Here is a 14,128-nt window from a genome sequence, read left to right on the forward strand (position 1 = left end):
TTAGCCGACGCGGTTCAGACGCTCTTTAATACGAGCAGACTTACCAGTACGCTCACGCAGATAGTACAGTTTGGCTTTACGAACGGCACCACGACGTTTAACAGCAATGCTGTCAATTACTGGTGAGTGAGTCTGGAATACACGCTCAACACCTTCGCCGTTGGAAATCTTACGAACAGTGAATGCAGAGTGCAGACCGCGGTTACGGATAGCGATAACCACGCCCTCGAATGCCTGCAGACGTTTTTTGCTACCTTCAACGACCCATACCTTAACTTCCACGGAATCACCCGGACGGAATGCAGGTACGTCTTGCTTCATCTGCTCTTGTTCAATTTGCTTAATAATGTTGCTCATAATATGTCTCTTACCCTAGGTAAACTGATATATCGGTCCCGTCGAGCCAATTGCTCAGACGTTCCCTTCATAGTCCTGCTGCTTGGTCTGATGTTCCCGTTGGAACTCAGCCAGCAACACCGCTTGCTCGTCAGTCAGAGCTAGGCTTTCCAGAAGTTCAGGTCTTCTAAGCCAGGTACGGCCCAGCGACTGCTTTAAGCGCCAGCGACGTATCTCGGCATGGTTGCCCGACAGTAAAACTGGCGGAACTTCCATCCCTTCCAACACCTCAGGACGGGTATAGTGCGGGCAGTCCAGCAATCCATCGGCAAAAGAATCCTCTTCTGCTGATGCCTGATGGCCCAGCACACCCGGTATAAAACGGGCGACTGAATCGATCAAGGTCATTGCCGGCAGTTCCCCGCCGCTGAGAACGTAATCGCCGATTGACCATTCTTCATCAATTTCGGTTTGGATTACGCGCTCGTCTACCCCTTCATAACGACCGCATACCAGAATCATCTTCGGGTTGGCCGCCAGTTCGCACACGCCGGTTTGATCCAGCTTGCGTCCCTGAGGTGACAGATAAATCACCTTTGCTCCCTCGCCTGCCGCTGCTTTTGCTGCATGAATGGCTTCCCGCAAGGGTTGCACCATCATCAGCATTCCCGGGCCGCCGCCATAAGGGCGATCGTCCACGGTACGATGCCGGTCGTAGGTGAAGTCACGCGGACTCCAACACTGCACGCTCAGCAGGCCATTTTTTACTGCCCGGCCAGTCACCCCGTAATCGGTGATCGCGCGGAACATCTCAGGAAACAGGCTTACAATACCAATGAACACAAGCCAATCCCCATACTGTCATTCCACTTGTTTCGACCGTTTAATTCGGAGGTCAAAAACCAGGATCCCAATCTGCTTCAATCACGCGAGCAGTGAGATCGACTTTCTTGATAACCTGCCCATGAAGAAACGGGACCAACCGTTCCTTCATGCCGAATGCATCTTTCAGGTTAGCTTTCACAACCATCACATCGTTCGAACCGGTTTCCATCATATCGATGACTTTACCCAGTTCGTAGCCGGTGGTTGTGACTACCTGGCAACCCATAAGGTCTTTCCAGTAGTAATCATCACCCACCAACGCAGGAAGTTGTTCCGAATCCACCAGGATCTCGCGATTGGTCAGTAGATTCGCAGCATCCCGATCGTCAACGCCTTTGACTTTGATGATCAGGTCCTGACTGTGGCGCTTCCAGTCTTCCAACTCGACAAGCTGCCATTGACCCGCCTGCTGGATAAACCACGGCTGATAGTCAAAAATGCTTTCGGCGTTCTCGGTGGATGAAAATACTCTGAGCCAACCACGAATGCCGTAAGTAGACCCCATTTTACCGAGTACAATCGGCTGCTTAGGTGCTACCGGTTTGAGTTGCTTGCTCATTGCCACCACCGCGACAGATTAAGCTGCTTTCTTAGCGTCTTTGATCAGCGCGTGAACGCGATCAGAAACAGTTGCACCCAGGCCGACCCAATGTTCGATGCGGTCCAGGTCCAGACGCAGTGCTTCAGCCTGACCAGATGCGATCGGGTTGAAGAAGCCTACGCGCTCGATGAAACGACCATCACGAGCATTGCGGCTGTCGGTCACTACTACTTGATAGAACGGACGCTTTTTTGCGCCGCCACGTGCCAAACGAATTGTTACCATAACATCCTCTTTAGTTAATAAAACAGCCGGGCCCCATTGAGGGAACGGGGCCCGGTTGCAATATAAAAAGCCCGAAAATTTTACTCATTTTGGCGCAAAAAGCAATCGAAAGCGTAGATCGTCGTCAACTACTTTTTTTCGCCAGTAATATTTCGGGCGGTTTTCACCGCGAACGGCAAATGCTTAAACAGGCTCACCCCAGAGGGCAAGCGGCTGTCAGCGGCCCGGGAAGCCCGGCGGCATCATACCTTTCATGCCGCGCATCATCTTCGCCATTCCGCCTTTCTTCATCTTTTTCATCATGCGTTGCATGTCGTCGAATTGTTTTAACAAGCGGTTAACATCCTGCACCTGCATGCCGGAACCCACCGCAATACGACGTTTACGCGAACCTTTGATGATTTCCGGTTTGGCGCGCTCTTTCAGCGTCATCGAGTTGATCATCGCCTCCATGCGCACCAAAACCTTGTCGTCCATCTGCGATTTCACATTGTCCGGCAGTTGGCCGGCACCGGGTAGTTTGCTCAGCATGCTGGCCATACCGCCCATGTTACGCATCTGCTTGAGCTGTTCCAGGAAGTCGGTCAGATCGAAACCGTCCCCCTTCTTCAGCTTGTTAGCCAGTTTTTCCGCCTGTTCACGGTCAACTTTGCTTTCGATATCTTCGATCAGCGACAGTACGTCGCCCATGCCGAGAATACGTGACGCCACGCGGTCCGGATGGAATGGCTCCAGCGCTTCGGTTTTCTCACCCACGCCGAGGAACTTGATCGGTTTGCCGGTAATGTGACGGATCGACAGCGCAGCACCGCCGCGCGCATCACCATCGACCTTGGTCAGCACTACGCCGGTCAGCGGCAGCGCCTCGTTAAAGGCCTTGGCGGTGTTGGCCGCATCCTGGCCGGTCATGGCGTCAACCACAAACAGGGTTTCCACCGGCTTGATCGCCGCGTGCACCTGTTTGATCTCGTCCATCATCGCTTCGTCAACGTGCAAACGGCCGGCGGTATCGACGATCAGAACATCGTAGAATTTCAGCTTGGCCTGTTGCAGTGCACGGTTAACGATGTCGATCGGCTTGTCTTTAACATCAGACGGGAAGAAGTCGATGCCGACGCTTTCCGCCAGCGTTTCCAACTGTTTAATCGCCGCTGGGCGATAAACGTCAGCGGAAACCACCAACACTTTTTTCTTCTGTTTTTCTTTCAGGAATTTGCCAAGCTTGGCGACGCTGGTGGTTTTACCGGCGCCCTGCAGGCCCGCCATCAGCACCACAGCCGGCGGTTGCGCCGCCAGGTTCAGCTCGGTGTTCACTTCGCCCATCGCGGCAATCAGCTCGCCCTTGACGATTTTTACAAACTCTTGCCCCGGCGTCAGGCTTTTGTTGACTTCATGACCAACCGCGCTTTCTTTTACGCGATTGATAAAGTCCCGCACCACCGGCAGCGCAACGTCCGCTTCCAGCAATGCCATGCGCACTTCACGCAGGGTTTCCTTGATATTTTCTTCGGTCAGCCGCCCACGGCCGCTGATATTGCGCAGGGTGCGCGACAAACGATCGGTTAAATTTTCAAACATCGTCTCTTGCTCAACGTGTAATGACAGGCCGCTCTGGCGACATAATTGCGGCGATTATAACACGAAGCGAAGAGGATCTCTGCCTCAGCGTTGGAGATCGGTTGGAGTGGGACGCGCTCAACGCTATACTGACAATCCAATTCACCACGCCGAAGCAAAATTAAACGCTATGCCAGTTTTCTCCATTGTGGCTTTGATCGCCTACCTGCTCAGCCTTGGACTGATTATTCCCAGCTTGTTGCGGAAGAACAGCGCATACCGTCGGCTTGCTCTCGTCTCGGCGGTGGTGGCACTGGTTTGCCACGCCATCGCACTGCAGCAGCGTATTTTTGACGTCAGCGCCGGACAAAATCTCAGCTTGTTAAACATCGGCTCGATAGTCAGCCTGATCATCTGTTCGGTCATGACCTTTGTCGCTTCACGCGACCGCGGCTGGTTCCTGCTGCCGATTGTTTATAGCTTCGCGATGATCAATCTGGCCTTCGCCAGCTTTATGCCGGGTGAGTTTATTACCCATCTGGAAGCCAGCCCGGAACTGATGGTGCACATTGGCCTGGCGCTGTTTTCCTACGCTACGCTGATTATTGCCGCGCTATATGCGCTGCAACTGGCCTGGCTGGACTATCTGCTGAAAAACAAAAAGCTGTCGTTCAGCGCCGACATGCCGCCGCTGATGAGCATCGAACGCAAAATGTTCCATATCACCCAGATTGGTGTCGTGCTGCTGACGCTCACACTTTGCACCGGCCTGCTCTATATGGATAACCTGTTCAGCAAAGAAAACGTGCACAAGGCCGTCCTGTCGATCATGGCATGGTTTGTCTATATCGTTTTGCTGTGGGGCCATTACCATGAAGGCTGGCGTGGTCGCCGTGTCGTGTGGTTCAGCTTTGCCGGCGCCTTTCTGCTAACGCTGGCCTATTTCGGCAGCCGTCTGATCCAGCAAGTGATGGTTCGCTAAGCCCTCAGGCTATCTTTCTCCATACATAAGGAATACCGCGTTGGAGCACGTTTCGACAGGGACCCTGATCATTATCCTGGTGGTTATGATCGTGGTTTCCGCTTACTTCTCAGCATCCGAAACCGGCATGATGACGCTAAACCGCTATCGTCTCCGTCATCTCTCCAAGCAGGGCAACCGCTCTGCCCGCCGGGTCGAGAAGCTACTGCAAAAACCGGATCGTCTGATCGGCCTGGTGTTGATCGGCAATAATCTGGTCAACATCCTCGCCTCGGCGCTGGCAACCATTGTCGGTATGCGCCTGTATGGCGATTTTGGCGTCGCTATCGCCACCGGTATCCTGACCTTTGCCGTGCTGTTGTTCGCCGAAGTGCTGCCGAAAACCTTCGCCGCTTTATATCCGGAGCGTATCGCATTCCCCAGCAGCGTTTTACTGGCACCGTTGCAGAAGGTGATGTTTCCGCTGGTGTGGCTGCTTAATGGCATCACCACGCTGGTCTTGCGCCTGTTCGGCATCCACACCAACGTGCGGGTCAGCGATGCCGTCAGCAAGGACGAGTTGCGCACCATCGTTAATGAATCCCACTCACAGATTTCTCGCCGCAATCAGGACATGTTGATTTCCGTACTGGATCTGGAGAAGGTGACGGTCGACGACATCATGGTGCCCCGCAACGAAATCGTCGGCATCGATGTCAACGATGACTGGAAGTCGATCATGCGCCAGCTCACCCACTCGCCGCACGGCCGCATCGTGCTGTACCGCGGCTCACTGGATGATGCCATCGGTATGCTGAGGGTACGTGAAGCCTACCGCCTGATGACCGAGAAGAAAGAGTTCAACAAAGAGAACCTGCTGCGCGCCGCCGACGAAATTTACTACGTGCCTGAAGGCACACCGCTTAACGTCCAACTGGTGAAATTCCAGCGCAACAAAGAAAAAGTCAGCATCGTGGTGGACGAATACGGTGATATTCAGGGGTTGGTGACAGTCGAAGATATCCTGGAAGAAATCGTCGGTGATTTTACTACCTCAATGTCGCCAACGCTGGCGGAAGAGGTCAATCCGCAAAGCGACGGTTCAGTCCTGATCGACGGTACCGCCAACGTGCGTGAGTTGAACAAGGCATTCAACTGGACACTGCCGGCCACCGATGCACGCACCATTAACGGTATGCTGTTGGAAGAGCTGGAAGAGATCCCTGAGGTGGGTACCCGAGTCCGGGTTGGCCATTACGACGTCGACATCCTCGACGTGCAGGACAACATGATCAAACAGGTGCGGGTCACGCCGATAAAGTCGCTGCAATCGAGCGTTCAACAACACTGACCGCCCACCAGAAAGGAAAAAAGACGCGAACATCGCGTCTTTTTTTATCGTTGTAGCCAGGTGACGAACTAGATATGTAGTTCCTGCAGCTTCTCTTTCGGCAGCGCTAACTCTTCGTTGTGGTTCACTACCACGTCGTGATCAAGAATGTGCTTGGCAATTTCCTGCGCTTCCTCCAGTGAGTGCATATGGTAAGTACCGCACTGGAACTCATTGAGTTCAGGAATTTTACGCTGGTCGGTCACTTTCAGCACGTCAGCCATCGCCGCTTTCCAGGCGTCGGCAACTCGCTGCTCTTCCGGCACACCAATCAGGCTCATGTAGAAGCCGGTACGGCACCCCATTGGGGAGATATCGATAATCTCAACGCCCTGGCCATTCAGGTGGTCACGCATAAAGCCGGCAAACAGGTGTTCCAGCGTATGGATGCCACGCTCCGGCATCACTTCCAGATTCGGGCGGCAAAAACGCAGATCGAATACGGTGATGGTATCACCATGAGGAGTTTTCATGGTTTTCGCAACGCGGACAGCCGGGGCTGCCATGCGGGTATGGTCTACGGTGAAGCTATCCAGCAGTGGCATTTCGTTACCTCCTCGTAAAAGAGTATTTATTTCGAAACTTTTTTATCTATCCAGGAAACCTTTTCTAACTCAGCGAGTCTGAATATGTGAAAGACGCGCATTTGTTATCATCATCCCTGTCATCAGAGATGCATATTTGGCCACATTGATGTGGCCTTTTTCTTTTTCAGCTCCCGCCATGCAGCTTCAGGAACTCTTCAAAGCTTAGCGTATCACTGGCTTCTACGTTACGTTGGCGCTGCCATGAGGCTTCCTGCTCCTTCGCCAGTTCGGCTTCAGTCAGGATTTCCAACGGCTCTTCAATCAGCATCTGACGGTATTGCTCAGCTAACTGCAGGCCCACACGACCGGTGCCCTCTTCCTTCATCGCTTTCAGGATACGGGCCGAGAACGTCAGTTCCGGATCGTCAAACGCTGCGACCAGTTCGTCACACACCTGCTGATACTGGCGATCGCCAGCTTCGCTATCCAACACTTCCGCCACGCGGCGCAAATCGTCAAACAAGGCTTTGCCTACTTTTGCCAATGGCTCACGGCTGTCATCACAACCGATACCAATGGTCTGGCCCGGTTTACGTCCTTCGAGGATCACCCGGTTCCAGTTTTTGCGTGTGCAGAGTAATTCATCACTGCTCATCTCTGGCGCATCGGCCAACACACACCATACCAGGAACAGGTCCAGGAAACGTGCCTGCACCGCATCCACGCCGATTGGCGAGAACGGGTTGATGTCCAGCGAGCGAACTTCGATGTATTCAATACCGCCGCGCAGCAGAGCATCTGACGGTGTCTCACCGCTTTTAGTCACACGCTTCGGCCGGATCGGTGCATAGAGTTCGTTTTCTATCTGCAGCACGTTACTGTTCAACTGCAGATGACGATCGCCATCTTTAACACCTAATTTGGCAAACTCTTCCGAAGGGGTAACAATTGCCCGCTTCAGGCCTTCAACATAGCTTTGCAGATCGTTAAAGGTAATGCCCAGATTGCTTTGCGATTTATTGGTGTAACCCAGGTCACTCAACCGTAGCGAAGTGGCATACGGCAGATAACACATACCCTGCTCGGTACGCTCAAACGGCAACGCGGTCTCACGCCCTTTCAGGAACGAGGAACAGATCGCCGGCGATGCGCCAAACAGATACGGGATCACCCAGCCAAAACGGTAATAGTTGCGGATAAGACGGAAATAGCCCGCTGAAATCTGCTCCTTACCGCTTTCGGCATCTTTAACGCCGGCCCAAGCTTGCCAGAATTCCAGCGGCAGGGAGAAATTGTAATGCACGCCGGAAATGGTCTGCATCAGCGCGCCGTAGCGGTTCTTCAACCCCTCACGGTACAACGTCTTCATGCGGCCAATATTCGACGAGCCGAACTGCGCCAGTTCAATGTCCTGCTCGGCTTCAATAAAGCACGGCATGCTGAGCGGCCACATGCGCTCCTCACCCAGATTACGTGCCACGTGACGATGAATATCACGCAAGAACGTCAGCAGGTGATCGAGATTGTCGTCAACCGGCGTAATAAACTCTAACAGCGCCTCGGCAAAGTCTGTGGTTATCCAGTGGTGCGTTAATGCCGCCCCCAATTTTTCCGGATGTCCGGTTGTTGCAAGCTTTCCGTCTTCGGTGACACGCAGCGTTTCACGCTCAATGCCGCGACGAATGCCTTTTAATGCATGGGGATGGGCTTCCAACCAAGAAAGCGCCTGGGATACGTCCGGGATCAAATTGACCTCCCGCTTCTAAAAACAAGAACTCGTAAGCATACTGAATCTGCACCCGAGAGAATATTGAGTTATATTCACGTCGTTAATGCCACCAGGCCATTCCCTGTAGCGTTATCATAGTCAAAATGATGTAACGCAGCGCCTTTCCGATACACAGAAATAGCGCAACAGGACCCCAGGGCATGCGCAGCCAGCCTGCCAACACGCACAACAAATCGCCCACTACCGGTACCCAACTGAGCAACAGCGCAGCCGGGCCAAAACGTTGCATCCACCCAAGCGCTGTGTCCAGCCCTCGCTGTGGTTTCAACGCCGGTAACAGGCGCCCGATAATGACATTGGTCAGCCCACCGAGCGTATTGCCCAACGTCGCGGCCAGCACCAGTAACTCCGGTGAGACGCGGCTGTTGGTCAGCAAGGCAACCAAAATAATTTCTGAATTTCCCGGCAGCAACGTCGCACTGAGAAAGCTGCCGCCGAATAACGACATCACGGCCAGCGTACTACTCACAGCGTACGAACGTCTACCACGGCCATATTGGCGCTTTTCGCCGCCTGAATGCCGAAATCTGCGTCTTCAAACACCACGCATTTCTCCGGCGGTACGCCAATCAGTTCGGCACAGCGCAGGAAGGTGTCCGGCTCTGGCTTGTGACGCTGCACATCATCGGCGCCTACGATCGCATCAAAGCAGTGGAACAAGCCCAGATGACGCAGCAGCGTTTCCGCCATGCGGTGCTCACTGCCGGTACCCACCGCCATGGGACGGCGGCCATGGTAGGCCTTCACCACCTCAATCAACGGCAAGGGCTGTACGCTGTCCAGCAGCATCACCTCAACAGCACGAGTTTTCTCCGCAGCCAACTGATGGGGATCAAGATCGGCCTGATGGCTGGCAATAATCGCCTGGGCAATACGCCAGGTTGGTGAACCGCTCAACGCCATCACCGCAGGCTCATCAAACGTCATACCGTAACGGGACAACACTTCACGCCACGCCTTTCGGTGCGTCGGCTCGGTATCGAGAATAGTGCCGTCCATGTCGAAAATAAGACCCTGATAGCGGTCGTACATCGTTACTCCATGATCGTTGAGGAAAGAAAACTACTTTAGCGTAAAGCCGGAAGGTTGTCGCTGATCGCGTAATAGCGGAATGTGCTGTGCGCAAGAGTAAAGATGGAAGGATTACAGCAGTGTATCGCCAAATGCCAGAAAGCGAAAAACCCGCCAAGGCGGGTTTTTCTTAGATGGTGCATCCAGGAGGATTACTCAGCGTAAACGCTTCGCCCTGCGGGCCGTTGCTAAAGCAACGTTATCCTTCTTCGCGCTACCTTCCAGTTCGTAGCTATCTGAAAGCGAAGACTTAGAGATAAGTACTTTTCAATATGGTGCATCCAGGAGGATTCGAACCTCCGACCGCTCGGTTCGTAGCCGAGTACTCTATCCAGCTGAGCTATGGATGCATTACTATTTTTTGGTTTGTCTGCTTGAAGAAACAAGTTTGACAGAAAGAATGGTGCATCCAGGAGGATTCGAACCTCCGACCGCTCGGTTCGTAGCCGAGTACTCTATCCAGCTGAGCTATGGATGCACAGGAATTCTTTTTTGATACCGTATGGTACGTTGTTACTACCCCACCATACTGCAAAATATGGTGCATCCAGGAGGATTCGAACCTCCGACCGCTCGGTTCGTAGCCGAGTACTCTATCCAGCTGAGCTATGGATGCAAATGGCGGTGAGGCGGGGATTCGAACCCCGGATGCAGCTTTTGACCGCATACTCCCTTAGCAGGGGAGCGCCTTCAGCCTCTCGGCCACCTCACCATACGCTTCTTGCGAATTGTACCTAACTTGCTTTGGAGAAGCTCATCGGCACTGCGTGGCGCACATATTACTTTCTCCGACTTTTAAGTCAAACAATTTTTCCCATCTCATGTGCGTTTGCACAATTCACACTCAACATGGGCGATTTCACGTCAAAAAGATTGTTTTATCAACAGGCAATAACAGTGGATCGGCAAATAAAGGGGGGAGTAGCTGCAGGAAGATTTAACAGGGGATGTCAGAGAATAGTCTGTGGGGGGAACAAAAAAGCTCAGTAGCGTCTCGCTGTGCAACGAGACGCTGCATCGAAATCAGTAAGTCGTCGGTTGAGACTTCTCTGCCTGAATGCGCTGATAGATTTCTTCGCGGTGAACTGACACCTCTTTGGGGGCATTCACACCAATACGAACCTGGTTGCCCTTGACCCCTAACACTGTGACAGTGACCTCATCGCCAATCATGAGGGTTTCACCAACTCGACGAGTCAGAATTAACATTCTTTGCTCCTTGAAAGATTAAAAGAGTCGGGTCTCTCAGTTTCCCCGTCATTATCCATCATATGCTGCGAAAACGTAAGTCATGTAATCCACAATAAGTGTAAGCAGACTTGGTCTCACCTCAGATAATGATAAGTTTAGCCGACCTGAAAAACTTTGTTCCCGTAATTGTAACCAAATTGTGTTAGCACAGGTTAAAAACGCCATAATCAGTAATGAGTTATGGCGTTTGTAAGTGCTATTTATTTATATTCACAGTTTCGAGGCCACCCAGGCTTCTACGCTGTCTAATGCCGCTGGCAGGGCGCTGACATCTGTCCCCCCGGCCTGTGCCATATCAGGGCGTCCGCCCCCTTTACCGCCAACCTGCTGCGCTACGTTACCGATCAGCTCGCCGGCTTTTACCCGGTCGGTCAGATCTTTGGTCACGCCGGCAATCAGGCTCACCTTATCATCGGCCGTGGTGGCCAGCACGATAATCGCGGAACCCAGTTGATTTTTAAGATCATCAACCATGGTACGCAGCATTTTGGCCTCAACGTTATCCAGTTGGCTGACCAACAGCTGTACGCCGTTAACCATTTTCGCCTTGCTGGACAATGAAGCGCTTTCTTGTGCCGCCTGCTGGTCCTTCAACTGCTGCAGCTCTTTTTCCAATGCGCGGGTACGATCGAGCACCGCACGCACTTTGTCCGTTAGGTTATTGCTGTCACCTTTAACCAGATGGGCAACGTCCTGTAACAGATCGTTTTGCTGATGCAAGGTAGCCATCGCGCCATCACCGGTTACTGCTTCAATACGACGGATACCTGCGGCGGTACCAGACTCGCTCAGAATGCGGAACAGGCCGATGTCACCGGTACGGCTGGCATGGGTGCCGCCACACAGCTCAGTCGAGAAATCGCCCATGGTCAGTACGCGCACGTTGTCATCGTACTTCTCACCGAACAGCGCCATAGCGCCCTTCTCTTTGGCATCATCCAGCGCCATAACCTCGGTTTGCACCGGCAGGTTACGACGAATTTGTTGGTTCACCAAGTCTTCCACGGTGCGAATTTGCTCCGGCTTCATCGCTTCAAAATGCGAGAAGTCGAAACGCAGGTATTTATCGTTAACCAACGAGCCTTTCTGCGCCACGTGCTCACCCAACGTTTGACGCAGCGCAGCGTGCAGCAGGTGGGTTGCGGAGTGGTTCAGACGAATCCGGTTGCGTCGCACGGTGTCGATCTGCGCGTCAACGCGGTCGTTCACCTTCAGCGAGCCATGTGACAACTTGCCCTGATGGCCAATAGCCTGGCCGTATTTCTGAGTGTCGCTCACTTCAAAATCAGCGTTGGTGGCTTTCAGCACCCCTTTATCGCCAACCTGACCACCGGACTCACCGTAAAACGGGGTCTCGTCCAGGACCACCACGGCTTCTTCTCCGGCGTGGATCTCGTTCACCGGCTGACCATTACGGAACAGCGCGGTCACGGTGGACTGCTGTTGTTCGTGGTCATAACCACTGAATTGGCTGGCACCATCAACGCGGATCATGCTGTTGTAGTCTGTGCCGAAGCCGCTGGACTCACGCGCACGGCGGCGCTGTGCTTCCATTGCCTGCTCGAAACCGGCTTCATCCACTTTCAGACCACGTTCACGGCACACGTCCGCCGTCAAATCGACCGGGAAACCGTAAGTGTCGTACAGACGGAATGCGGTTTCACCGTCCAGGGTATCGCCCTGCAACTTGGCCAACTCTTCGTCCAGCAGCGTCAAACCACGTTCCAGAGTGCGGGCAAACTGATCTTCTTCGGTTTTCAGCACTTGCTCAACCAGCGACTGCTGACGCTTCAGTTCGTCGGCTGCAGGCCCCATCACTTCGATCAGCGGGGCAACCAGCTTGTAGAAGAAGGTGTCTTTCGCGCCCAACATGTTGCCATGGCGAACGGCGCGACGGATGATACGGCGCAGAACATAACCACGACCTTCGTTGGACGGCGTCACACCGTCTGACACCAGGAAGGCACAAGAACGAATGTGGTCGGCGATCACGCGCAGAGATTTATTATCCAAATCTGTGGCGCCGGTCACCTTGGCCACCGCGGCAATCAGCTTGCTGAACAGGTCGATTTCATAGTTGGAGTTCACGTGCTGCAATACTGCGGCAATACGCTCCAGCCCCATACCGGTATCTACCGAAGGTTTTGGCAGTGGCAGCATTGTGCCGTCGGATTGGCGGTTAAACTGCATGAAAACGAGGTTCCAGATCTCAATGTAGCGATCGCCGTCTTCTTCCGGGCTGCCCGGCGGGCCACCCCAGATATGATCGCCGTGATCGTAGAAAATCTCGGTGCACGGGCCGCATGGGCCGGTATCACCCATTTGCCAGAAGTTGTCTGAGGCAAAGGCGCCGCCTTTATTGTCGCCAATGCGAATAATACGTTCTGCCGGCACACCAATCTGCTGCTGCCAGATGTCGAAGGCTTCGTCATCGGTTTCATAGACGGTCACCCACAGCCTTTCTTTCGGCAGGTTGAACCAGTTCTCACCGGTCAACAGTTCCCACGCGTAGCTGATGGCATCATGTTTGAAATAATCGCCGAAGCTGAAGTTGCCCAGCATTTCAAAGAAGGTGTGGTGACGTGCGGTATAACCGACGTTCTCCAGATCGTTATGCTTACCGCCCGCACGTACACAACGCTGTGAGGTGGTGGCTCGGGAATAGGCGCGCTTGTCCAGCCCCAGGAAAACATCTTTAAATTGGTTCATGCCGGCATTGGTAAACAACAATGTCGGATCATTGTCAGGCACCAGGGAGCTGCTCGCTACAACCTGATGGCCCTTACTATGAAAGAAATCGAGAAACGCTTGACGGATCTCAGCGGTGCTCTTGCTCATAATTTTCCCGGAAAGGCTAGAATAACGACACGTGAGCAAGATACGCGACATCCTGACGATGGCACCTAGCTCACGAACAAAAAGTGGGGATAAGATAAATTTTCTTCAGAGGGAAGTAAAACCCCGTGTGCGTTCATTGCGCAAAATCACGGTAAATTGACTGAATTTCTTCCTGGAAGAAGCCACGATAGAGCAGATAACGCTGCACTTTGGCTTTCTCCTTCCAGTCCGTTGGCAATGCTTCGCCAAATTTACGCTGCGCCACCTGTTTGGCCTGCTCACACCAATCAATCTCGCACTCCGCCAGAGCTGCCTGCGTCAGTTCCTTATCCACACCTTTTTGCATCAATTCGGAGCGAATGCGCTGCGCGCCATAACCTTTACGACTGCGACTGCCAATATAACTGCGGGCAAAGCGTTGATCGTCCAGCCAGTTATGCTGGTAACAATAGGCAATAACCTGTTCTATAACGGCAGGGTCGACGGGTTCTTCAGGGAGCGGAGCGGAGGACGAGGGAGTTTTGGTGCCAAATCTGGCTTTCGCCATAAATGGCTGCGCCGCAAGTTTGCGGCGCAGTTCAGCTTCACTATGATCGCGTTGCGACAGCAGGCGCATGGCGCGGCTTAGCAAGTCATTCATTTTTCAAGCCTGATTTAGTTGACGTCCGTGAACCTATAACGGTATTCACGAACGCCA

At 53.2% G+C, this 14,128-nt stretch carries 14 protein-coding genes and 4 tRNA genes; 2 read left to right on the top strand and 16 right to left on the bottom strand.

Annotated elements, in window-relative coordinates:
* The 5 genes from rplS to ffh all read right to left on the bottom strand — a co-directional run bounded on the left by rplS (position 1) and on the right by ffh (position 3,625).
* On the bottom strand, positions 1 to 357 hold the full coding sequence (rplS, locus tag OCH02_RS13140) for a 50S ribosomal protein L19 (RefSeq protein ID WP_012005300.1): 357 nt from the start codon (positions 355 to 357) through the stop codon (positions 1 to 3).
* Positions 358 to 411: 54 nt separating this feature from the next.
* Positions 412 to 1,179, bottom strand: coding sequence for a tRNA (guanosine(37)-N1)-methyltransferase TrmD (gene trmD, locus OCH02_RS13145; RefSeq protein ID WP_012005299.1), 768 nt, complete (start codon positions 1,177 to 1,179; stop codon positions 412 to 414).
* 52 nt (positions 1,180 to 1,231) lie between these two features.
* Positions 1,232 to 1,780 (bottom strand): ribosome maturation factor RimM, encoded by a 549-nt coding sequence (gene rimM, locus OCH02_RS13150; RefSeq protein ID WP_209635235.1) that lies wholly within the window; start codon positions 1,778 to 1,780, stop codon positions 1,232 to 1,234.
* A gap of 18 nt (positions 1,781 to 1,798) precedes the next feature.
* Positions 1,799 to 2,047 (bottom strand): 30S ribosomal protein S16, encoded by a 249-nt coding sequence (rpsP, locus tag OCH02_RS13155; protein ID WP_004932501.1) that lies wholly within the window; start codon positions 2,045 to 2,047, stop codon positions 1,799 to 1,801.
* Between the two features lie 216 nt (positions 2,048 to 2,263).
* Positions 2,264 to 3,625 (bottom strand): signal recognition particle protein, encoded by a 1,362-nt coding sequence (gene ffh / locus OCH02_RS13160; RefSeq protein ID WP_261431630.1) that lies wholly within the window; start codon positions 3,623 to 3,625, stop codon positions 2,264 to 2,266.
* Positions 3,626 to 3,794: 169 nt separating this feature from the next.
* Here ffh and OCH02_RS13165 point away from each other — a divergent pair, with 169 nt between their 5' ends.
* Together OCH02_RS13165 and OCH02_RS13170 are read left to right on the top strand one after the other, a co-directional pair.
* Entirely contained in the window at positions 3,795 to 4,586 is a 792-nt protein-coding gene (locus tag OCH02_RS13165; RefSeq protein ID WP_017891659.1) for an inner membrane protein YpjD, read from the top strand.
* Positions 4,587 to 4,626: 40 nt separating this feature from the next.
* Positions 4,627 to 5,916, top strand: coding sequence for an HlyC/CorC family transporter (locus OCH02_RS13170; RefSeq protein ID WP_012005295.1), 1,290 nt, complete (start codon positions 4,627 to 4,629; stop codon positions 5,914 to 5,916).
* A 68-nt stretch (positions 5,917 to 5,984) separates the two neighbouring features.
* On the opposite strand, the gene luxS is transcribed toward OCH02_RS13170, so the two are convergent.
* The 11 genes from luxS to recX form a co-directional block, all read right to left on the bottom strand.
* Positions 5,985 to 6,500: an S-ribosylhomocysteine lyase gene (luxS, locus tag OCH02_RS13175; protein ID WP_020825287.1), complete on the bottom strand. Its 516-nt coding sequence runs from the start codon at positions 6,498 to 6,500 to the stop codon at positions 5,985 to 5,987.
* Between the two features lie 166 nt (positions 6,501 to 6,666).
* Positions 6,667 to 8,229 carry a glutamate--cysteine ligase gene (gene gshA / locus OCH02_RS13180; RefSeq protein WP_261431631.1) on the bottom strand — a complete coding sequence of 521 codons (1,563 nt, stop codon included), beginning with the start codon at positions 8,227 to 8,229 and terminating at the stop codon, positions 6,667 to 6,669.
* Between the two features lie 82 nt (positions 8,230 to 8,311).
* Positions 8,312 to 8,740, bottom strand: a complete 429-nt coding sequence (locus OCH02_RS13185) for a YqaA family protein (protein WP_012005293.1) — start codon at positions 8,738 to 8,740, stop codon at positions 8,312 to 8,314.
* Complete coding sequence (gene yqaB, locus OCH02_RS13190) at positions 8,737 to 9,303, bottom strand: fructose-1-phosphate/6-phosphogluconate phosphatase (protein ID WP_261092475.1); 567 nt, start codon at positions 9,301 to 9,303, stop codon at positions 8,737 to 8,739. The genes OCH02_RS13185 and yqaB overlap by 4 nt, the downstream gene beginning before the upstream one ends.
* Positions 9,304 to 9,615: 312 nt before the next feature.
* Positions 9,616 to 9,692: transfer RNA gene (locus OCH02_RS13195), tRNA-Arg, on the bottom strand.
* A 51-nt stretch (positions 9,693 to 9,743) separates the two neighbouring features.
* A tRNA-Arg gene (locus OCH02_RS13200) sits at positions 9,744 to 9,820 on the bottom strand.
* 61 nt (positions 9,821 to 9,881) lie between these two features.
* Positions 9,882 to 9,958, bottom strand: a tRNA-Arg gene (locus OCH02_RS13205).
* A 3-nt stretch (positions 9,959 to 9,961) separates the two neighbouring features.
* Positions 9,962 to 10,054: transfer RNA gene (locus tag OCH02_RS13210), tRNA-Ser, on the bottom strand.
* Positions 10,055 to 10,365: 311 nt separating this feature from the next.
* Entirely contained in the window at positions 10,366 to 10,551 is a 186-nt protein-coding gene (gene csrA / locus OCH02_RS13215) for a carbon storage regulator CsrA (RefSeq protein ID WP_002209449.1), read from the bottom strand.
* Between the two features lie 252 nt (positions 10,552 to 10,803).
* The gene (alaS, locus tag OCH02_RS13220; RefSeq protein WP_261431632.1) at positions 10,804 to 13,431 is read right to left on the bottom strand and encodes an alanine--tRNA ligase; all 2,628 of its coding nucleotides are present in this window, start codon (positions 13,429 to 13,431) and stop codon (positions 10,804 to 10,806) included.
* 133 nt (positions 13,432 to 13,564) lie between these two features.
* Positions 13,565 to 14,071, bottom strand: coding sequence for a recombination regulator RecX (gene recX, locus OCH02_RS13225; RefSeq protein WP_261431633.1), 507 nt, complete (start codon positions 14,069 to 14,071; stop codon positions 13,565 to 13,567).
* Between the last annotated feature and the right edge of the window lie 57 nt (positions 14,072 to 14,128).

Source organism: Serratia quinivorans (genome assembly GCF_946227985.1).
Lineage (GTDB): Bacteria > Pseudomonadota > Gammaproteobacteria > Enterobacterales > Enterobacteriaceae > Serratia > Serratia quinivorans_A.

What these genes read in the sequence shown, in the direction of transcription:
- luxS (WP_020825287.1), bottom strand. Translation starts at nt 6,500, where the DNA reads ATGCCACTGCTGGATAGCTTCACCGTAGACCATACCCGCATGGCAGCC.
- rpsP (WP_004932501.1), bottom strand. Translation starts at nt 2,047, where the DNA reads ATGGTAACAATTCGTTTGGCACGTGGCGGCGCAAAAAAGCGTCCGTTC.
- rimM (WP_209635235.1), bottom strand. Translation starts at nt 1,780, where the DNA reads ATGAGCAAGCAACTCAAACCGGTAGCACCTAAGCAGCCGATTGTACTC.
- OCH02_RS13165 (WP_017891659.1), top strand. Translation starts at nt 3,795, where the DNA reads ATGCCAGTTTTCTCCATTGTGGCTTTGATCGCCTACCTGCTCAGCCTT.
- alaS (WP_261431632.1), bottom strand. Translation starts at nt 13,431, where the DNA reads ATGAGCAAGAGCACCGCTGAGATCCGTCAAGCGTTTCTCGATTTCTTT.
- csrA (WP_002209449.1), bottom strand. Translation starts at nt 10,551, where the DNA reads ATGTTAATTCTGACTCGTCGAGTTGGTGAAACCCTCATGATTGGCGAT.
- recX (WP_261431633.1), bottom strand. Translation starts at nt 14,071, where the DNA reads ATGAATGACTTGCTAAGCCGCGCCATGCGCCTGCTGTCGCAACGCGAT.
- ffh (WP_261431630.1), bottom strand. Translation starts at nt 3,625, where the DNA reads ATGTTTGAAAATTTAACCGATCGTTTGTCGCGCACCCTGCGCAATATC.
- yqaB (WP_261092475.1), bottom strand. Translation starts at nt 9,303, where the DNA reads ATGTACGACCGCTATCAGGGTCTTATTTTCGACATGGACGGCACTATT.
- rplS (WP_012005300.1), bottom strand. Translation starts at nt 357, where the DNA reads ATGAGCAACATTATTAAGCAAATTGAACAAGAGCAGATGAAGCAAGAC.